18 protein-coding genes are annotated in these 19,993 nt (G+C 58.8%); 6 read left to right on the forward strand and 12 right to left on the reverse strand.

Annotated elements, in window-relative coordinates:
* Positions 1–16: 16 nt before the first annotated feature.
* Positions 17–1,069, forward strand: coding sequence for a phosphoribosylformylglycinamidine cyclo-ligase (gene purM / locus BN874_RS09590; protein ID WP_034432528.1), 1,053 nt, complete (start codon positions 17–19; stop codon positions 1,067–1,069).
* Positions 1,066–1,728: a phosphoribosylglycinamide formyltransferase gene (gene purN / locus BN874_RS09595; RefSeq protein WP_034432530.1), complete on the forward strand. Its 663-nt coding sequence runs from the start codon at positions 1,066–1,068 to the stop codon at positions 1,726–1,728. The genes purM and purN overlap by 4 nt, the downstream gene beginning before the upstream one ends.
* Here purN and BN874_RS09600 read toward each other — a convergent pair.
* From BN874_RS09600 to BN874_RS09615, 4 genes are all read right to left on the reverse strand, one after another.
* Positions 1,725–2,339 (reverse strand): Uma2 family endonuclease, encoded by a 615-nt coding sequence (locus BN874_RS09600; protein WP_081756280.1) that lies wholly within the window; start codon positions 2,337–2,339, stop codon positions 1,725–1,727. The two genes, purN and BN874_RS09600, sit on opposite strands and share 4 nt — an antisense overlap.
* 27 nt (positions 2,340–2,366) lie before the next feature.
* Positions 2,367–2,969, reverse strand: coding sequence for a dCTP deaminase (gene dcd / locus BN874_RS09605; RefSeq protein WP_034432532.1), 603 nt, complete (start codon positions 2,967–2,969; stop codon positions 2,367–2,369).
* Positions 2,970–2,980: 11 nt separating this feature from the next.
* Positions 2,981–4,072 carry an iron-sulfur cluster carrier protein ApbC gene (gene apbC, locus BN874_RS09610; RefSeq protein WP_034432534.1) on the reverse strand — a complete coding sequence of 364 codons (1,092 nt, stop codon included), beginning with the start codon at positions 4,070–4,072 and terminating at the stop codon, positions 2,981–2,983.
* 76 nt (positions 4,073–4,148) lie between these two features.
* Positions 4,149–4,448, reverse strand: coding sequence for a hypothetical protein (locus tag BN874_RS09615; RefSeq protein ID WP_034432536.1), 300 nt, complete (start codon positions 4,446–4,448; stop codon positions 4,149–4,151).
* Between the two features lie 111 nt (positions 4,449–4,559).
* Here BN874_RS09615 and metG point away from each other — a divergent pair, with 111 nt between their 5' ends.
* Complete coding sequence (metG, locus tag BN874_RS09620; protein WP_034432538.1) at positions 4,560–6,581, forward strand: methionine--tRNA ligase; 2,022 nt, start codon at positions 4,560–4,562, stop codon at positions 6,579–6,581.
* A 24-nt stretch (positions 6,582–6,605) separates the two neighbouring features.
* Here the strand turns inward: metG and prsR are convergent, their stop codons facing one another.
* From prsR to BN874_RS09635, 3 genes are read right to left on the reverse strand one after another with little or no spacing between them, the layout of a single operon-like run.
* Entirely contained in the window at positions 6,606–7,961 is a 1,356-nt protein-coding gene (gene prsR / locus BN874_RS09625) for a PEP-CTERM-box response regulator transcription factor (RefSeq protein ID WP_034432540.1), read from the reverse strand.
* The gene (gene prsK, locus BN874_RS09630) at positions 7,934–10,069 is read right to left on the reverse strand and encodes an XrtA/PEP-CTERM system histidine kinase PrsK (protein ID WP_051497663.1); all 2,136 of its coding nucleotides are present in this window, start codon (positions 10,067–10,069) and stop codon (positions 7,934–7,936) included. Before prsK ends, prsR begins: the two co-directional genes overlap by 28 nt.
* 1 nt (position 10,070) lies before the next feature.
* The gene (locus BN874_RS09635; RefSeq protein WP_034432543.1) at positions 10,071–11,477 is read right to left on the reverse strand and encodes a TIGR03013 family XrtA/PEP-CTERM system glycosyltransferase; all 1,407 of its coding nucleotides are present in this window, start codon (positions 11,475–11,477) and stop codon (positions 10,071–10,073) included.
* Positions 11,478–11,652: 175 nt separating this feature from the next.
* Here BN874_RS09635 and tviB point away from each other — a divergent pair, with 175 nt between their 5' ends.
* Together tviB and BN874_RS09645 are read left to right on the forward strand one after the other, a co-directional pair.
* Positions 11,653–12,930, forward strand: a complete 1,278-nt coding sequence (gene tviB / locus BN874_RS09640; protein WP_034432545.1) for a Vi polysaccharide biosynthesis UDP-N-acetylglucosamine C-6 dehydrogenase TviB — start codon at positions 11,653–11,655, stop codon at positions 12,928–12,930.
* The gene (locus tag BN874_RS09645) at positions 12,927–13,934 is read left to right on the forward strand and encodes an NAD-dependent epimerase (RefSeq protein ID WP_034432547.1); all 1,008 of its coding nucleotides are present in this window, start codon (positions 12,927–12,929) and stop codon (positions 13,932–13,934) included. Before tviB ends, BN874_RS09645 begins: the two co-directional genes overlap by 4 nt.
* On the opposite strand, the gene dnaQ is transcribed toward BN874_RS09645, so the two are convergent.
* The 4 genes from dnaQ to BN874_RS09665 form a co-directional block, all read right to left on the reverse strand.
* Entirely contained in the window at positions 13,931–14,668 is a 738-nt protein-coding gene (dnaQ, locus tag BN874_RS09650; RefSeq protein ID WP_034432549.1) for a DNA polymerase III subunit epsilon, read from the reverse strand. The two genes, BN874_RS09645 and dnaQ, sit on opposite strands and share 4 nt — an antisense overlap.
* 56 nt (positions 14,669–14,724) lie before the next feature.
* Positions 14,725–15,459: a 16S rRNA (uracil(1498)-N(3))-methyltransferase gene (locus tag BN874_RS09655; protein ID WP_034432552.1), complete on the reverse strand. Its 735-nt coding sequence runs from the start codon at positions 15,457–15,459 to the stop codon at positions 14,725–14,727.
* A gap of 368 nt (positions 15,460–15,827) precedes the next feature.
* On the reverse strand, positions 15,828–16,553 hold the full coding sequence (gene bluB, locus BN874_RS09660; protein ID WP_081756281.1) for a 5,6-dimethylbenzimidazole synthase: 726 nt from the start codon (positions 16,551–16,553) through the stop codon (positions 15,828–15,830).
* Between the two features lie 92 nt (positions 16,554–16,645).
* A complete protein-coding gene (locus tag BN874_RS09665) occupies positions 16,646–18,103 on the reverse strand; it encodes an aminotransferase-like domain-containing protein (RefSeq protein WP_051497666.1) in 1,458 nt (485 codons plus the stop codon).
* Between the two features lie 140 nt (positions 18,104–18,243).
* Here BN874_RS09665 and BN874_RS09670 point away from each other — a divergent pair, with 140 nt between their 5' ends.
* Positions 18,244–18,879: a LysE family translocator gene (locus BN874_RS09670; protein WP_051497664.1), complete on the forward strand. Its 636-nt coding sequence runs from the start codon at positions 18,244–18,246 to the stop codon at positions 18,877–18,879.
* Positions 18,880–19,030: 151 nt separating this feature from the next.
* Here BN874_RS09670 and BN874_RS09675 read toward each other — a convergent pair whose 3' ends face one another.
* The gene (locus BN874_RS09675; RefSeq protein WP_034432557.1) at positions 19,031–19,915 is read right to left on the reverse strand and encodes an IS982 family transposase; all 885 of its coding nucleotides are present in this window, start codon (positions 19,913–19,915) and stop codon (positions 19,031–19,033) included.
* Positions 19,916–19,993 lie beyond the last annotated feature (78 nt).

Below are 19,993 nucleotides of genomic sequence, written 5' to 3' on the forward strand. Positions count from 1 at the left end.
TCGAGGCCCGCTATTCGTGAACGATCAACCGCCACCATCCTCTTCGCTCAGTTACCGCGATGCCGGAGTAGACATCGCCGCCGGCAATCGGCTGGTGGATCGCATCAAGCCATACGCCCGCCGCACGCTACGCCCCGGCGTGCTAGGGGGTTTAGGTGGCTTTGGCGCATTGTTTGAGCTGCCGCTGGATCGCTATCGTCACCCGGTGCTGGTGTCCGGCACCGATGGGGTCGGGACCAAGCTCAAGCTGGCGCTGGAACTGAACCGGCATGACACCATTGGCATTGATTTAGTGGCAATGTGCGTCAACGATGTGCTGGTGGTGGGCGCTGAACCACTGTTTTTTCTGGATTATTACGCCACCGGCCAGCTTGATGTGGACGTGGCGGCGGAGGTAATCAAGGGCATCGCCGATGGCTGCGAGCAGGCCGGCGCAGCATTGGTGGGCGGTGAAACCGCCGAAATGCCGGGGATGTACCACGACGGTGATTATGATTTGGCCGGTTTCTGCGTCGGCGTGGTCGAGAAAGCGCGGATCATTGACGGCTCCAAGGTGCGGGCCGGCGACATACTGCTCGGTCTGGCCTCCTCCGGGCCGCATTCCAACGGCTATTCGCTGATCCGCAAGATTCTGGCGGTCAGCGGCGCAAAACTGGATCAGCCCTTCGCTGGCAGTACGCTCGGCGCGGCGTTATTGGCCTCCACCCGCATTTACGTCAAACCGATCCTGAAGCTGCTGGAACAGGTCGAGGTCCACGCTATCGCCCATATCACGGGTGGCGGTTTGACCGAAAATTTGCCACGGGTGTTGCCGGTGGATACTAAGGCAGTGATCCATACTGCCGGTTGGCAACGGCCCGCAGTGTTCCAATGGCTGCAACAACAGGGCGGCGTAGCCGAGACGGAAATGTGGCGCACCTTCAACTGCGGGGTCGGGTTGGTGGTCTGCGTTGCCGCAGAAGCTGCGGAGCAGGCGATGTCCATGTTGCGGGATGCGGGCGAAACAGTCTGGCCGCTGGGCCATATCGCCGCCGGTGAAGGTGAACCGTTGGTGGAATTCCAGCCGTGAGCGTGGTTCGGAAGATCCGGCTGGTGGTGTTGATTTCCGGGCGCGGTAGCAACTTGCAGGCGATTTTGGACCAGGCTGCCGGCGGCACATTACCGGTCGAAGTGGCCGCTGTCATCAGCAATCGCCCCGGTGTGTACGGCTTGGAACGGGCGCGGCAAGCGGGCGTCCCGGCCCTGGAACTGGATCATCAGGACTTCGCCGACCGGCCCAGTTTTGAAGCGGCGCTGATCGAGAGGATCGATGACTATCAACCGGATTTGGTGATTTTGGCGGGATTCATGCGGGTACTCACCGCCGGTTTTACTGAGCATTACCGGGGCCGGTTGCTCAACATTCACCCGTCATTGCTACCCAAATTTCGTGGCTTGCACACCCATGAACGCGCTATCGCTGCCGGTGAAACCGAGCATGGTGCCAGCATTCATTTCGTGACCGCTGAACTGGACGGTGGCCCGGTGATCGTGCAGGCGCGGGTGCCGGTGCTGCCGACGGATGATCCCGACACACTGGCGGCGCGGGTGCTGGAACAGGAACACCGGCTGTATCCGCAGGCGATTCGCGGGTTCGCGGAAGGCCGATTAAAGCTGGATGGGGAGCGGGTGCTGTTTGACGGGAAGTGGTTGAATCAGCCGTTGCGACTGGAAAATTTTACCCGTTAGTCGATGAACAGTTCGCTTAGGCGAATCTCAACTTCTGGTAATAGCAACGGCGTCAATGCACCCTCACCCACATGCAACCGGGTCTGATAGCCACCGTGTTCCGGTTGTGGATAGCGGTAAACCTCGATATGGCGTCGTTGCGGCCCCACCACCAGCCACACTTCGGGAATACCGTGACGGGCGTATAGCGGCACTTTAGTCTTGCGGTCGAATTGCACCGTGCTATCGGACACTTCGATCAGCAGCAATACATCCTCAGCGCGGGGATGCGCCTTCAGATAATAATCCGGGCGCGGACGCAGCAATGCAATGTCGGGCTGCGGTTCGGAGTGGTCGTCCAGCACGATAGGATTCTGAGAATCAACAATCGCTGTATCAGCCACTAATCGCATGAACAGGCGATTAAGAATGTTAACGGTTCCCGCATGAAAACTGCCAATCGGTGCCATCTCAAATAATTCCCCCGCAATTAATTCCAGCCGCGCTTCTGGATTAAGGAAGCCGGTTTCTCCCATGCGCTGAAATTCGTTCACCGTCCAGCGATGCCGAATTGGAAAAGTCTCAGCAGTAGCGGGCGTAACCTCCGGTGCTAACGATACGGATGCAGACATGGCTTTTTCCCTCCATAACTCACAGTTTCAATGCCCTTTATCGAGCGGTTCGTCATCGCCGATCCGACTCGGCGTCGGTCCGCTCTGCCGTTGGTACTTGGCATCCTGCCGCTTGGAATAGGGGCGAATGGCGGGACTGGTCAGCGTCTCGAAGCTGATGGCGCAGATTGCCATGCCGGGGCGCAATGCCAGCGGCAATTTGCCGCTGTTGTAGCATTCCAGCACGATGGCACCGCTCCAGCCGGGATCAATGCGGTGGGCGGTGACATGCACCATTAGCCCTAATCGAGCCAGGCTGGAGCGACCATCCAGCCAGCCGACCAAATCATCCGGCATCGTGATGATCTCGGCGGTCGCTGCCAACGCCAGTTCGCCGGGATGAATGAAAAACGAAGCGTCATCGGCGATCCTGATCTCCTTGCTCATGATCCGGTTGATCGCGTGATCCACCTCCTCACGCGGCCCGCTGAGATCGATGTAGGGTGCGGCATGATCGTTGAACACCCGAAAGCGGCTGCCCAGATGCAAATCCACGCTAACCCCGTTGATCTTGCCTGGCGCAGGGCGCGGTTCAATGCGGATTCTGCCCTCGTCCAGACCGCGTTCGATGTCTCGATCACTGAGCCGCATAGTGGCGAGTCTCAGTTGTTTTGAATCACGATGCTGGGGAATTTGTGGCTGTAGTTCTTCGCTTGCAGCGACAGGCGGGCACTGGCGTGGCGGGCGATGTCCCGATACAGCCCGGCGATGCGGCTGTCCGGTTCTGCCGCCACCGTCGGTTGGCCGTTGTCGGTTTCCTCGCGGATGCGAATGTCCAGCGGCAGCGAACCAAGGAACGGTACGTTGTATTGCGCGGCCATGCGCTGACCGCCGCCCGCGCCAAAAATGTATTCTTCATGGCCGCAGTTGGAGCAGATGTGAATGCTCATGTTTTCGACAATACCCAGCACCGACACCTCAACCTTTTCAAACATCTTCAAGCCTTTGCGAGCGTCCAGCAGCGCGATGTCCTGCGGGGTGGTGACAATGATCGCGCCACTCACCGGCACTTTCTGCGATAAAGTCAGTTGGGTATCGCCGGTGCCGGGCGGCAGGTCAATAATCAGATAATCAAGGTTGTCCCAGCGGGTATCGCGCAACAATTGCTCCAGCGCCTGGGTCACCATCGGCCCGCGCCAGACCATCGGCGTTTCTTCTTCGATGAGATAGCCGATGGACATGGATTGAATGCCGTGACTGATCACTGGCAACAACGATTTGCCGTCCGGCGATTCCGGGCGCTCGTTCGATCCCAGCATCCGGGGCTGGCTGGGGCCGTAAATGTCAGCATCCAATAGCCCGACTCGTGCGCCTTCGACGCTCAGCGCCAGCGCCAGATTGACCGCGGTGGTGGATTTGCCCACCCCGCCTTTGCCGGACGCCACCGCGATGATGTTCTTGACTCCCGGCAGTGGCTTCAGACCTTTCTGCACTTCGTGGGAGATGATCTTGCTCTCCACCCGGACAGTGATTTCAGCGCCGCCCGGCAACGTCGCCAGACATTCATGCAACGCCGCAATCAGCGCATCCCGATAACCCGCTGCGGGAAAGCCCAATTCCACATCCACCTCGATCCGGCCTTCCTCAGTTCGGATCTGCTTGATGCAGTTGGCGACCACCAGATCCTGGCCGAGATAAGGGTCCACATAGCCCTTGAGGGCGGTTTCCACATCGGTACGCGAAACGGCTGTCATCGGTTATTCCTCATTGAATTGCACACAGTAGGCGTTCAGAAAAACCGTTCGCGGATTGCACCGCCCGGGTTATCACTCAATACTCGGCCAGACATTTTTGCCTCGCCGCATCCAGTTTTATACTGGAATTGGACTTCATGGCCGCGATCACGCACTGCCAATAGGACGGTTGATAGTAGTTCAGCAACCGGCAACTGACCAGATTCAGTGCTTCCGGCGCTTCGCCGCGCTGCTTCGCCAGTGACACCGCCTGTTCGCAAAAATTCTCGCTCCAGATTTCCTCCGCCAGTGAACTCTCATTACCGCTGGCCGAATTTGCCACCAGCAGTATTCCGGCAATGACTATACTTTTCTTATACAACTGATTGATTTTCATTGGTTATCTCCATTGTGGATTCCTCAACCGTACTGACCAGCGGGTGACAGCGGCGCGGCAATGCTGCTAACTTAGCGGCCTTTCCGACCGACTGTGATTGCCCGTACCGCTATGAGCCAACCCACCCGCCGCATCCTCGTCACCAGCGCCCTGCCCTATGCCAACGGCCCGATCCACATCGGCCATCTCGTTGAATATATTCAGACCGACATCTGGGTCCGCTTTCAGAAAATGCGCGGCCATGAATGCCACTATCTTTGCGCCGACGACGCGCACGGCACCCCGATCATGTTGCGTGCCGAGCAGGATGGCGTCAGCCCGGAACAGCTCATCGAACAGGTTTGGCAGGAGCATCGCGCTGATTTCACCGATTTCCTGGTTGAGTTTGACAACTATTATTCCACCCATTCCCCGGAAAACCGCCATTACGCCGAACTGATTTACCGCCGGCTGAACGAAAGCGGCCACATCAGCCAGCGGGTCATCACCCAGGCCTATGACCCGGAAAAGCTGATGTTCCTGCCGGATCGCTTTATCAAGGGCGAATGTCCACGCTGCGGTGCAGCCGATCAGTACGGCGACAGTTGCGAAGTCTGCGGCGCGACTTATTCGCCCACCGATCTGAAAAATCCCCGCTCGGTGGTGTCCGGCGCTACCCCGATTCTCAAAGAATCGCTGCATTTCTTCTTCAAGCTGGGTGATTTCGAGGCCATGCTGGCGACCTGGATCGCCAGCGGCTCGATTCAGACTCAAATGGCGAATAAGCTCAACGAATGGTTTACCGCCGGCTTGCAGGAATGGGATATTTCCCGCGATGCACCCTATTGGGGCTTTGAAATCCCTGATGCGCCCGGCAAGTATTTTTACGTTTGGCTGGATGCACCGATTGGCTATATGGCCAGTTTCCAGAACTACTGCGACCGCACCGGACTGAACTTTGACGACTTCTGGAATCCCGATAGCAGCGCTGAAGTAGTTCACTTCATCGGCAAGGACATCGCCTATTTCCATATTTTATTCTGGCCGGCGATGTTGACCGGGGCTGATTTCCGCAAACCGACTGCGGTGCATTGCCACGGTTTCCTGACCGTAGACGGCCAGAAAATGTCGAAATCTCGCGGCACCTTCATCAAGGCCCGCACCTATCTCAACCATCTGCGCCCGGAATACCTGCGCTACTACTTCGCCAGCAAACTGAGCGATGGCATTGACGATCTCGACTTGAACTTTGACGACTTTCTACAACGGGTTAATAGCGACTTGGTAGGCAAAGTGGTCAATATCGCCAGTCGCTGCGCCAGTTTCATTACCCGCCGCTTCAATGGTCAACTGGCCGACAGCGTGGCGGAACCGGTGCTTTATGCCGAATTCGTGGTCGCCAGCGACTCCATTGCCCAAGCCTACGAGCAGCGCGAATTCGGGCGGGCAATGCGCGAGATCATGGCGTTGGCCGACCGCGCCAATCAGTACATTGATGAGAAAAAGCCGTGGGCGCTGGCGAAACAAACCGGCGCTGTGACCGAGGTACAGGCCGTATGCAGCATGGGACTCAATCTGTTCCGGTTACTGGCGCTTTACCTGAAACCGGTATTGCCCGGCGTCGCCGCTGAAGTTGAACAGTTTCTGCAAATTCCGCCGCTGTGCTGGGATGATATTGCTAAACCGATGCGCAACCATGTCATCGCCGAATTCAAGCCGCTGATGCAGCGGGTGGAAATGGCGCAGATCGCCGCAGTCGTTGAGGATTCCAAGGAACAGTCATCTGCCAGTGAAGAAGCCGTCGGACCCTTGGCCGATGATCCGATTAGCCCAACCATTACGATTGAAGATTTCGCCAAGGTGGATTTGCGGATAGCCCGCATCGTCAAAGCGGAAGCGGTAGCGGGCGCTGACAAACTGGTGCGATTGGAGCTGGATCTCGGCGGCGAAACCCGCCAGGTGTTCGCTGGGATCAAATCAGCCTATGCCCCGGAGGATTTACCAGGTCGGCTGACCGTGATGGTCGCTAATCTCGCCCCGCGCAAGATGCGCTTCGGTGTTTCCGAGGGGATGGTCCTGGCGGCTGGCGGCGGGGGCGGGATTTATCTACTCAGCCCGGATAGCGGCGCAGAACCGGGAATGCGAGTGAAATGAGCGAAGAGATGTGGCCGACGCGCTTCAAGCCTTCAGGCCATACCTGTTGAGCAGGGCGTACATGGTCGGTCGGCTGATGCCCAGCAGATCAGCGGTTTGGGAAACATTGCCGTCGGCGTAGTTTAGCGCCTCCTGAATGGCCCGCCGTTCCGCCCGCTCCCGAGCCTGGCGTAGATTGAGCGGCGTCACTGACATCTCATTGGCTTCCAACTCCAGGTCCTGGGCGCTCACCAGATCAGACTCACACATGATCACCGCCCGCTTGAGCCGATTTTCCAGTTCCCGGACATTGCCGGGCCACGGATACAGCTTCAGTGCATTCAGCGCGTCCGGACTGAGATTTAGCTGCGACCGTTTTAACTGCCGACTATAGCGATTCAGCAACATACGGGCGATCAGCGGCACGTCGCCCTCCCGGTCGCGCAGCGGTGGAATCTGGATGGTGACTTCGCTGATCCGGTAGTAGAGATCCTGCCGGAACGCCCCATCAATGATCAATGCCGGCAAATCGCGATGGGTAGCGCAGATCACCCGCACGTCCACCGGGATGGTCTCGCGCCCACCGACCCGCTCGATCACCCGCTCCTGAAGAAATCGCAGCAGCTTGGCCTGCAACGCCAACGGCATGTCGCCTACCTCGTCCAGCATCAGCGTACCGCCGTTGGCGTATTCGATCTTGCCGCGCATCTGCTTGACCGCACCGGTAAAAGCGCCTTTCTCGTGCCCAAACAGTTCGCTCTCTAGTAAAGCATCGGGAATCGCGGCGCAGTTGATGGCGACAAAAGTCTCCTTGTCCCGCCCGCTTAACTCATGCAGCGCTTGCGCCAGCAATTCCTTGCCGGTACCGCTCTCGCCCAACAGCAGCACGTTCGCCCTGGTCGGCGCGATCTTCTCCACGCTCCGACAAATCCGCAGCATCGCCGGACTGGCGGCGATCACGCCTCGCAATGGCATGATCGCCTGTTGCGCCAGCAATTCCCGATTCTCCCGTTCGAGCGCGTACAGGTTATAGGCGCGATCTACCAGCAGCCGCAGCACGTCGGCGTCCACCGGCTTCTGATAAAAATCGTAGGCGCCCATCGCAACCGCTTGCAGGGCGTTTTTACGCTCGTCGTTACCGGTGACCACGATAACCTTGGTATCGGGTTCCAGCGCCTTCATCTGCTCCAGCGCTTTCAACCCTTCCGAAGCATTGGCCGGGTCCGGTGGCAAGCCTAGATCCAGCAACACAATCGGCGGTGAATGCCGTTGCAACAGGTTCAGCGCTGACTCGCGATCCGCAGCCGTCAGCGTTTCGTAACCGTCGAAACACCAGCACAACTGATTGCGCAGACCGGGATCGTCCTCAACAATCAGGAGCTTTCTACTGCATGGTTCCATTCATTTGCCTCCGATCCATCATCTGCCGTGCCCGGATTTTCCAACCATGGCAGGCGTAAGAAGAAGGTGGAACCCTGTCCCGGCTGGCTGACGACCGTCAGCGAGCCGCCCGCCGCTTGGGCAAATTCACGGCTTTCATACACCCCGATGCCCATGCCGGCGTTGCCCTTGGTGGTGGTGAACGGTTTGAACAGCCGCTCACGGATAAACTTTGCGTCCATCCCGCAGCCGTTGTCGCGGATCGCCGCCACCGCCATTTGATTCTCGGAATACACAGAGACTTCAATCACGCCCTCGGCGTGAGTCGCTTCCTGGGCATTCTGGATCAGATGCTCCAGCACCGCGATCAGGCGTTCCTGATCAACCCGTACCCACGGCTCGTCGTCTGGCGCGATATGCGGGGTCGGGGTAGGACGCCGGGCAGCGCGGGCGGCAATCGCCTGGCACACCGCTGCCGCCAACGCCACCGGTTGCACCGATCCACCGATCCGGGTTTCCTTGCGCAACTGCGCCAGCAACCGGTTCATCTTTTCGGTGGCATTGGCAACCGTGCTGAAGGCATCCTCAACGAAGACCGGATTGGCCTTGTGGCGAGCGGCGTTGGACACCACCAGCGCCAGTTGCGCAGCAATATTTTTGAGATCATGGACCACATAAGCGGACAGTCGGTGAAAGGCCTCGAACTGGCGGGACTCCCACAGCGCCTCAGTGGTTTCCAGTAGTGCGACGTAACTGGCCACCTGGCGACCGGCGGTCTTGAGCAGATCGCGATCTTCCCAATTGAGTTGTTGTTGGGCGCGGGACTCGGCCAGCACCAGAAACCCTTTCAGTTCTTCGCCGTGCAGCAGCGGTATCACCAACCAGGCCCGGTGTAGTTCCCGCAACCATTCGGGCAATACCAGATCGCCATACAGTTCAGGATCCTGTTCACACTGATCCAGTTCGATGACCCATTGCTGCTCCTCCATAAAACTAATCAGTGGCGAATCACCCGGTTCCGAGCGAACACTGGGTTCATTCAGGTTCCAGGTGGCTGCCAAGCTAAAATCACCAGGCTCCCGCCGGGTCCAGAGCAGCCCCCCGTTACTGTGGACAATCTCGGCAGCGGCACGAATGGCGCGCTCGCGCAACGGCTCGTTCGGCTCACCGGATGACAGGGTATGGGTAAAACTCAACCACTCTTCGCGATAATCGTATTTGTAATTGAAAAAGTGCTTGCTGAGTATCACCCGCGCCTTGGCGCGAAGTTGTCCGGAAAACAGCAGCACAAACAGCAGTACCCCGGCGCCAGCCACAAACGCCAGTTGCAGGGTTGTACCCCAGTTGCCACCGTAGGCACGGATGTAATAGCCCATTCCCGCCATCGCCAGCAGATAAATTCCGGCGCCAAAAATGGCCGCCGAGTGCAACACCATCCGGCGGGAGACAAACACGTCCAGCGACCATTCTGGATTCCGGGACGCGGCTACGGCAATCAGCGGCACTGCCATCGCGCTGACCAGGCCGCGCGCTTCCCAAACTGCCGGGTCGAGCCGCTTGAAGAGCAGGGCATCGGCGTATAGAAAGAAGTCATAGGCGAAAATCAGGCCCAGTCCCAGATAGAGGAACTTGGTCGCCCAGCGCCGGTGCGGTCGGGTATTACGGAACAGTTGCTCGATCAGCGCCAAACCGCCAATCGCCAAGCCGATATGTCCCAAGGTGGCAGCGTCCGCCGGCGGATCAAACGGAAGGCTCAATCGCGTGGACTGCTCAACGCCGACCAGCAGCACTCCGTAACCGACCAGTGCCGGCCAGACCCAGCGCAGCCAGCGACCGCTCCCGCTGTCCCGCAGCGACGGTTCAAGCAACTGCACCAAAAACACCAGCCACATCACGCCACGGCTGACTTCCAGCAGTTGATACCACCAGTCGGGGCCACTGGCCCCAGCGCTGGCGTAATGAGCGGCTCGCAGCGCCCACAGCATGCTGATCATCACCGCAGTCACGATCAGTCCACCCTGCAAGCGCCCACGCCAACTGGTCAATAGCAGCAGGAACAGAAGTAGCCAGCAGACCGCCGCTACTCCATAACTAAAAACACCGAGATTGCTGATGGACGCTTCCATCATGCTAGTGTGCCCCCTTGCCCCAGAGAACGGTATGCACTGTCTGTAACAAAATTACTACATCAAAGAAGAAGCTGTAATTTTTGATGTAGTACAGGTCATACCGCAATTTCTCGCGGGCATCCTCTTCAGAAGCGCCGTAGGGGTAACAGATTTGCGCCCAGCCGGTGATCCCCGGCTTGACCATGTGGCGCATCGAGTAGAAGGGAATGTTCTTACCCAGATCAGCGACAAACTGCGGACGTTCAGGACGCGGGCCAACGAAGCTCATCTGGCCCCACAGCACATTGAACAACTGCGGCAACTCGTCAATGCGGGTTTCGCGCAATATCGCACCGACCCAGGTGATACGACTGTCGTTTTGCCCGGCCCAGACGGCCTTGCCATCCTTCTCGGCATCCACCCGCATGCTGCGGAACTTGATCACCTCAAAGCATTGCTCTTTGCGGCCAACCCGGATTTGCCGATACAGGATCGGCCCGCGCCCGCCGGATTCGATCCAGACGGCCAAGGCGGCCAACAGCATGATCGGCCAAGCCAGCGCCAGTAAAATCAGGCTGGTGATCAGATCGAAAGATCGCTTGGCGAAACGCTTGAACAGCGCCGCGTGCAACCCATCAGCAAAGATGAAGTTGCTCGGACGCAAGGCGTCGAGTTCAATTTTTCCGCTTTCCCGCTCGAAGAAATTCAGGAAATTGCTGACCATTACACCCTGCATCTTGCACTCCAGAATCTCGTCAACAGGAAACCCCTTCCGGCGGTCATCCATCGCGGTCACAATTTCGTCAATGCGCAGCTTTTCGGTCAGGTCATACAAAGTGCCGGTGACCTGAATCGCCCGCGCTTCCGACACCTGCCGCGCTTCATCCTCGTGAACCCGCACGTAACCCATGACCCGAAAACTCGTGGCTGCAGTAGCGGGATGTTCCTGCAACTCCTCAATCTGGGCAGCGTGCTGACCTACACCCAACACCAGCACCCGACGTTTGAGCAGATCATGGTCGGTCGCCTGGAAAAATACGAAACGCAGCAGCAACACCCCCACGAAGGCAATAACGAACGTCAGGCTAAACTCGCCCCGGCCCAGGTAAAGATCGGGAAACAGATAGTAAATGCTTGTCATCACGAACAGGCCCAGCAGAAAGCTGATGCTCACCCGTAGCAGCATATCGCCCTTACCGCGCCAGAAATGACGCTCGTACAGACCCAGCGCAACCATAATCGTGATCATGACCGCAGTGAAAAGCAGCGCATTGGGGACAACCTCGCCGAAATGTGGCCATGACCACTGATAGCTCTGTGCCATCCGCAGGGTTCGGCCAAAATAAATCGCCCAGAATAGATTGAGCGCTTCCGCAATGAGCAGCGTTAATAACGCTTGGGAAATGTAATGTCGGAACAGCCGGATCATGGATTCGGGACCTCTCCTGATGGCTTATAGATTTTGTGTTCAATCATTGTATTTTCATGTCCGGGCCTACGATAGCTGACCGCCATCCAGCGGAAAAAACGGATATGCCCTCTCCTGGTTTCTCTAAACTATACTAGCTGAATTCACCACTCTCACTATGAACGGAGCATGACCGATGCTTGATCTCGCCACCATCCGCCTCGGCATTGTCGGTCTTGGCTATGTGGGACTGCCGCTGGCGGTCGAATTCGGCAAAAAATTCCCTACTATCGGCCTGGATATCAACGCAACCCGCATCCGGCAACTGCAAGCAGGCACCGATAGCACTCTGGAGGTCACGCCTGAGGAACTGCGGCAGGCCGAACATCTGCGCTATACCCACCATGTTGAGGATTTAGCGACTTGCAACGTGTATATCGTCACGGTGCCTACTCCGGTAGACGAGTATAAGCGCCCGGATTTCGGGCCGCTGATCGGCGCCAGCACCACCGTGGGCCGCGTGCTGGAACCGGGCGCCGTGGTGATCTACGAATCCACCGTCTATCCCGGCGCCACCGAGGAAGTCTGCGTACCGATCCTGGAGCGGGAATCGGGCCTGCGCTTCAATGTGGATTTTTTCGCCGGCTACAGTCCGGAGCGCATTAACCCCGGCGACAAGGAACATCGGCTCACCACCATCCGCAAGGTGACTTCCGGCTCTACGCCCGCCGTAGCCGAGTTCGTGGATGCACTGTATCGCTCCATCATCACCGCCGGCACGCACCGGGCCACCAGCATCCGGGTTGCAGAGGCGGCCAAGGTCATCGAGAACACCCAGCGCGATGTCAACATCGCCTTGGTCAATGAATTGGCTTTGCTGTTCAACCGGCTGGGTATCGACACCGAAGAAGTGCTGCTGGCTGCTGGCTCGAAGTGGAATTTTCTGCCGTTCCGACCGGGGCTGGTAGGCGGCCACTGCATTGGGGTAGATCCTTACTACCTGACCCACAAGGCGCAGCAGATCGGCTATCACCCGGAAATAATCCTGGCCGGACGGCGGATCAATGACGGTATGGGCGCTTATGTGGTGCAGCGAGTGGTCAAGCTGATGAACCAGCGCCGAATTGCGGTGATGGACGCCAAGGTGCTTATCCTGGGCTTGACCTTCAAGGAAAACTGCCCGGATTTGCGCAACACCCGGGTGGTGGACATCGTGCAGGAATTCTGCGACTACAACGCCCATGTTGAGGTGTACGACCCGTGGGTGGACGCCAGAGAAGCGCAGCATGAATACGGCATTGAGACGATCCCGGAACTGATACCGGGGCGTTATGACGCCATTATTCTGGCGGTGGCGCATCGACAGTTTCGGGAGATGGGCATTGCGCAGATTCGCGCTTTGGGTAAACCGGCGTCGGTACTGTTCGACGTGAAGTATCTGTTTCCGGCGGTGGAAGTGGATGGTCGGCTATGAAGGTCTTAATTACCGGTAGCGCCGGATTCATCGGCGCGGCACTGACGTTGCGCCTGCTGGAACGCGGCGACGAGGTTATCGGCTTCGATAACCTGAACGACTATTACGACGTCAAGCTGAAGCAAGCACGGTTAGCTCGCTTGCAGGCATATTCCAGCTTTACCGACGTTCGGGCCAGTCTGGAAGATCGGGAGGCATTGACCGAAACTTTTGCCCAACACCGACCGCAGCGGGTGGTCAATCTGGCGGCGCAGGCCGGGGTGCGCTATTCGTTGCAAAATCCCCATGCCTATGTGGATTCCAACCTGGTCGGCTTCATGAATATCCTCGAAGCCTGCCGTCATCACGCGGTCGAGCATCTGGTGTACGCCTCGTCCAGTTCGGTGTATGGAGCCAACACCCGGATGCCGTTCTCGGTGCATGACAATGTGGATCATCCGGTCAGCCTGTACGCAGCGACCAAAAAAGCCAACGAGTTGATGGCTCATACCTACAGCCATCTCTACGGTTTGCCGACCACCGGGCTGCGCTTCTTCACCGTTTATGGCCCGTGGGGCCGGCCCGACATGGCGCTATTTCTGTTCACCCGCAGCATCCTGGCGGGCCAGCCGATTGAGGTGTTCAATTACGGCCATCACCGGCGGGATTTCACTTACGTTGATGACATCGTTGAAGGGGTAGTGCGGGTTCTGGATCAGGTAGCGGCACCGAATCCGGCCTGGTCGAGCGAGACCCCGGATCCCGCCACCAGCCGCGCCCCCTACCGGCTGTACAACATCGGCAGCAACCGGCCGATTGAACTGCTGCGTTATATCGAGGTGCTGGAGAATTGTCTGGGCCTTCAGGCGACCAAGAACCTGCTGCCGATGCAGTTGGGTGACGTACCGGATACCTATGCCGATGTTGATGCGCTGGTTGAGGATGTCGGTTACCAGCCCGCTACGCTCATCGAGGACGGCGTAGCCCGTTTTGTAGCCTGGTATCGGCAGTATTACCGGGTTTAGGCCGATTCCGCCGCGTCCAGTCGCTGCCACACGCACAACCCGCCGCTGCTCTGATCCAGCATTTCCAGATAGTGGGCATGTTCCGCCTGCTCTGCGACATCGGCGCGGATCACCGGCAACGATGGGCGATTCCGGGACAACGCCGTCTGTCGCGCCTTGCCGTGTCGCTCCGCCGCCGCACTGGCGGTTTCCTGCACGAATAGCGAATCCTGCTGACGGGTCATCACCAGATACACGTCGGCCAGGATTTCCGCGTCCAGCAAGGCGCCGTGCAGAGTGCGCTGCGCGTTGTCGATGGTGTAGCGCTTGCAGAGTGCGTCCAGACTGTTGCGCTGACCGGGGTGACGCTGGCGGGCCATCAATAAGGTATCTGTCACCGTGCAAATTTGTTCCAGCGTGAGATGACCGCGCCCGCAGCGCCGTAGTTCGTGGTTGAGGAAGTTCAGGTCGAATGCTGCATTGTGGATAATCAATTCGGCATTGCGGATGAAGTTGAGGAACTGATCCGCGATGTCGGCAAAGCGCGGCTGATGGGCGAGAAATTCGCTGGTAATGCCGTGAACCCGCTGCGCCTCTTCGTCAATAGCGCGATCCGGTTGCAGGTAGACATGGAAGTGCTGGCTGGTCAGCCGCCGGTTTACCAGTTCGATGCAGCCGATTTCGATGACCCGGTGCCCTTGGGCGGGATCAAGGCCGGTGGTTTCGGTGTCGAGGACGATTTGGCGTTCGGTCATGAATTTCCTGTTTTAAGCGATGGCGAAGGTTGAAAGGAACAGTGGAGCGGCGCTAACTAAACCCAGTCGCCCCACAATGCCTGCATCGCCGCCAGCGCAGCCATACCGGCGGTTTCGGTGCGCAGGATACGTGGCCCCAGTCGAATGCCGCTAAATCCCACCGTCCCGGCTTGAGCGATCTCGGCTGGACTTAGGCCACCTTCGGGGCCGATCAACAGCGTCACCATTCCCGTCGGCGGTTCCAATCCGCGCAAGCCCCGTTCGGCCAGCGGATCGAGCAGCAGGCGCAAACCGGGTTCCGCCGACCGCAACAGCCACGTCGTCAGCGTAAGCGGCTCCCGCACTTCTGGTAGCCGGTTGCGACCGCATTGTTCACACCCGCCGATCACGATGCCGCGCCAGTGCTGCACCTTACGATCCAGCCGTTCGCCGCTCAGCGCGACCCCGCTGCGTTCGGTAAATAACGGCTGGATGGCGACGACACCCAATTCGACGGCTTTCTGCAAGGTGTAATCCATCTTCTCGCCGCGCGAGATGCCTTGCGCCAGAACGACGCGCAACGGTGATTCCACCTCGCCGGGGGACGCTTCAGTGATCCGCACCTGAGCCTCGCGCTTGCCAATGTCGGTCAGCGTCGCTGCAAACGCCCCGCCTTCGCCGTTGAACAGCACCAAGGGCGCACCCGGGTTGAGCCGTAGCACCCGCACCGCGTGATTGAAAGCGTTGTCGTCCAGCAGCACGGTCGCGCCGACTTTTAACGGCAGGGAGAGATAAATTCGGGGAATGCGCATTGGATTGATGAGGGCAGGTGAATAAACTTCCCTCGCTCGCTGCGGGGGGGAAGAGCCAAGGCTTTCGCTTTCCGTCATTCCCGCGTCAGCGGGAATCCAGTAAGCCACTGAAAAAATTGGATACCCGCTTTCGCGGTTATGACGACTTTAAGGGGCTTGGCGAAAGTCCTGAGAGCTGTCAAGGCTGAGGTTTCAAGCGGGTGTGATTCAAAGTGATGCAGGCCCCATAATACCGCATGACCGACGGATACCGTCCAAGGAGACCCCACGATGGAGTGGGCAGGTGAAGCGAAAATCGCCTAACAGGATCCCGCTCCACAGAAACCCTCGAAGAACCAAAATTAAAATAGGCTGTATTTTCGCTGTTCCTATCCGCTGATTTGGCCTTCGCCCCGCCAGCCGTTCTCCCAGACCTGCTCGCGCAGTGGCTGCGGTTTGGCCCAACCTTCCGACTCCAGCATCGGTTTATCGTAAAACTGTTCAACTGGCCCTAAACACAGCACCGCAATCGGTCGCGCTCCCTCCGGTATTCCCAGCAACGCCGCCAGCTCGACCGGATCGAACAGCGATACCCAACCCATTCCCACCCCTTCCGCCCGTGCGGCCAGCCACAGATTTTGAATCGCGCAGGCTACTGAGGCCAAATCCATCTCCGGCAAAGTGCGACGACCGAAGATATGCCGCTCGCGCCGGTCCATCAGCGCGACTACCAGAACTTCCGCACAGTCCAGCACCCCTTCGACTTTGAGGCGCATGAACTCATCCTCACGTTCGCCCAAGGCGCGGGCGGTACGGATGCGCTCGTATTCAATCAAGGCATGAAGGGATCGGCGCAAGGTTGGATTAGTAATGCGGATGAAGCGCCACGGCTGCATAAAACCAACGCTGGGTGCTTGTCGGGCGGCCTCCAGCAAGCGCGATAGCTGCTCCTCAGGAATGGAGCCGGGGCAGAAGTGGCGGATGTCGCGGCGCAAGGCGATGACTTTGTAAACTGCGTCAATTTCGGCGGCGCTGAAGCGGCCGGTCGGCGGTGGCACGTTATCGGCAACCGAGTCGTTGATACGCGGGCGGTTCAATGGATCGAGGATGGTCATGGGTGGAATAGGGCCTTGCTGGTATCGTAAGGCGCGATTGTAGCGCGATGCCAGGGTTGGGTATGGCCCGTTCTAAGCTATCTGCCCACTGGCTACGGTTGACCTCCGGGATCATGGTCCAGCGCCAGTTCCAGGAATCGCAGCAAATCCGGGTGGCTGGATGACGCCAGGTTGAAACGCAGCCACGAGGACGGCAGTTGGCTGGGTGAGAACAGACTGCCCGGCGCCAGCAGCAGCCGTTGCTCGTAGGCACGGGCGGCAAGCACATTGCTATCGCGTCCGGCATCCATCCAGGCGAACATCCCGCCCTGCGGATCGGTGAACACCCGCAAACCCAGCCGCTCCAGTTGAGCCAATACCGGTTCGCGCTGCGCTGCCAGCCGTGCACGCAGCCGTTCGAGGTGCTTGCGATAATGGCCTTCCGCCAATATTTGATGGATCACCCGCTCGCCTAATTCCGGGGTGGTCAGCGCCGCCAACAGCTTGCGATCCGCCAACGCCCGCGCCAGCTCGCGCTCACAGGCGATGAAACCGACCCGCAGGTTGGCCGCTACGGTTTTGGAAAAGCTGCCGACGTAGATCACGCGATGAAGCTGATCCAGCGCCGCCAGCCGCATCGCCGGCATCCCGCAAAAGTCGGCGTAAATGTCGTCTTCAACCACGGTAACGCCATACTGTTCGGCCAGCCGCAGTACCTGAAACGCCTTGGCCGCAGTCAGCGAGGCACCGGTCGGGTTATGCAACACCGAGGTGGTAACATACAGCGGCGGGCGATGCTCCTGGAGCAGTTGTTCCAGCACCGCCAGATCGGGGCCGTCGGCCAAGCGTGGCACTCCGACCGGTCGAGCGCCGAGCGCGGCGAACATACCGAACATCAGGAACCAGCCGGGATCATCCACCAGCACCGCATCCCCCGGCCGCAGGAATTGGCGAGCGATAATATCAATGGCCTGGGTGACGCCCGCAGTGAGTACCAATTGTTCCGGCGCAGCGGCGATCTCGATCTCAGCCAGCTTGACTTGTAATTGACCCCGCAGCGGTAGATAGCCTTGGGGTTCGCCATAGCCAAGCAACGGCGCGGCACCACCCCGCGTTACCGCCCGTACCCCGCGCCCGATCAGGGTGCTGTCCAGCCAGTCGGGAGGTAGCAATCCCGATCCAGGCATTCGCTCCGGCGGCAAATCCTGAAACATGGCGCGCACCAGCCAGACCACATCGAGCGTCGGCGGGGTCGGGTCGGCTCCCGGTGGCGCCGTCAGGGCACGGCGCTCGCGGACATAGAAACCGGAACCACGCCGCGATTCCAGATAACCCTGCGCCACCAACCGCTCATAGGCTTCGACTACGGTAAAGCGGGAAACCCCATACCGATCAGCAAACTGACGGATTGAAGGCAGACGGTTGCCGGGGCGTAGCAGACGCTCATCCATGCGACGGCGCAGCCACCCCACGATGCGTTCGACCAAGGTAGCATCGGACTCGCCAGCCAGCGGTAAACCGCCCAGCAGCGGTTCCTCAACCACGCCGGCACTGCGATCAGGAATAGCCATTGTCATGGTGGTAGCTCCAGGCCAATCAGGTTGTTAAGTCCAATACAGATTTGATAACTCTGTTGATAAGTGTCTATGCACTGTATTGGCAGGATAGCGTAGTGTACGCCCTCACTTTCTACCTTTGAGGAGCTGCCGCCATGCTGCCAGAATCTGCCTCACTCGCGCCTTGGACCGCGCTCGCGCTGTTCGCCTTCGCCACCACGATCACGCCCGGCCCGAATAATCTGATGCTGACGGTGACTGGCGCCCATTTCGGCTTACGCGCCGCCGCGCCGGCGATAGCAGGCATTCTGATCGGAATGTCGGTGTTGATCGGTTGTGCGGGCGCTGGGGTCGCTTCGCTGCTGTTGGCCTTTCCGGGGCTGGAACTGGCGCTGCGCGGCGTCGGGCTGGGCTATCTGCTGTGGCTATCGTGGAGGCTGTGTGCGCCCAACCCCAGTCTGGATGCGCGTGAAATGCGCCGCCCATTCACTATCCGCGAGGCGATTTTGTTTCAATTCGTCAATCCCAAAGCCTGGATGATGGCAGTGACTGCGGCCTCCACTTTTCTGCCAGGGCTACTGCCGGTTGCGGCAAATGCCGGTGATCGAGCAGCGGCGACGCTGGCGGTGGCGCTGTGTTTTGCGGTGGTGGGTGGCCCGTGCATTACCAGTTGGGCGGTGCTGGGTGCCGCGTTACAACGCTGGTTGCAGCAGGGATCGCGGCTGCGTGGATTCAATGCGACGATGGGTGTCCTGCTGGCCGCCACCGCGTTGGGTATGGTGCTGGTCTAATGCTGTCAGGACTTTCTCCAAGCCCCTTGAATTCGTCATACCCGCGAAAGCGGGTATCCAATTTTTTCAGCGGCTTACTGGATTTCCGCTGACGCGGGAATGACGGAAAGCGAAAGTCCTGGCCGTTTCTTATTAACGTGAATTCTGGCTATTATTTTTTACAAGTCAACAAGTTAAGCTGGTTTTTGGACAAATTGAGCGAGGGCTTGCACGGCGGGTGCGTGTAGGCCACCAAGGCGGCCAGGCCGTGGACCATGGCGTTGATCAGACTACGATGACGGGTATGCTCGATCTGCACGATGTTCTTCAGTGGATTATGGATGGTTTCAATAATCGCCCGTTTGCGCAACAACAGCGTATCGGCCAGGGGCATGAGCGTGTTGTGCCTGTTCTTGCGAATGTTGGTGATCCGGTGCAAGCCCCGCTCCCAGAGAACCTGGAACCGTGGGTGGGAAATAGAGCCGCGATCCCCGACCCGTTTGCCGGTCAAGCCTTGAGTGAGTTCGGGTACCGGTTCCCGGTCATCGACAGGGCCGGGGGTGATACGGGAGGCGAGCAATTCCCCACGGTCGTGGACCACGAGAGGGAGCTTGAAGCCGTAGAACCCGTCCATGGAGGTTTTGCCCCGGCGCGCCACTTTCTTGAACACGTTATGGCGGTGGATGCGGCGGTTGTGGCAGACCACCAGGGAGGTGGCATCAATGAAGGCGATCCCGGTGTCCTCGCCCCGGCGGGTGTGCCGGTAGAGGCACATCGGCATCAGGGCGGTGGGAATCAGCGCCACAAACCGATTATAACTCAACAGGTTGGGAAACTCATCCCGACAGTGCCGGCGCAGATGCAGCAGGTCAAACGCCTTGAAGTTGCGATACTGGGACGAAGGGAAGGAGATCAAAATCGTCATGATCTCGCCGAGCGTCAACCGGCTGGCCCGTCGCCGTTTCCGCTCGCCGCCGGTCAGCAGTTGGCGATGCCAGGCGGGTAGGAGCAACTGACAGAAATCATCAACGTCGCAGAACAGTTCATCTAAGCCCATCGGTCACAAGTTAAGAATTTTCGAGGCTTGTCAAGCTCCCAAAGGGTGCCAGCATGGTAGGCTAACCACTTGTTTCAG

The sequence above is a fragment of the Candidatus Contendobacter odensis Run_B_J11 genome (genome assembly GCF_000531125.1).
Lineage (GTDB): Bacteria > Pseudomonadota > Gammaproteobacteria > Competibacterales > Competibacteraceae > Contendibacter > Contendibacter odensensis.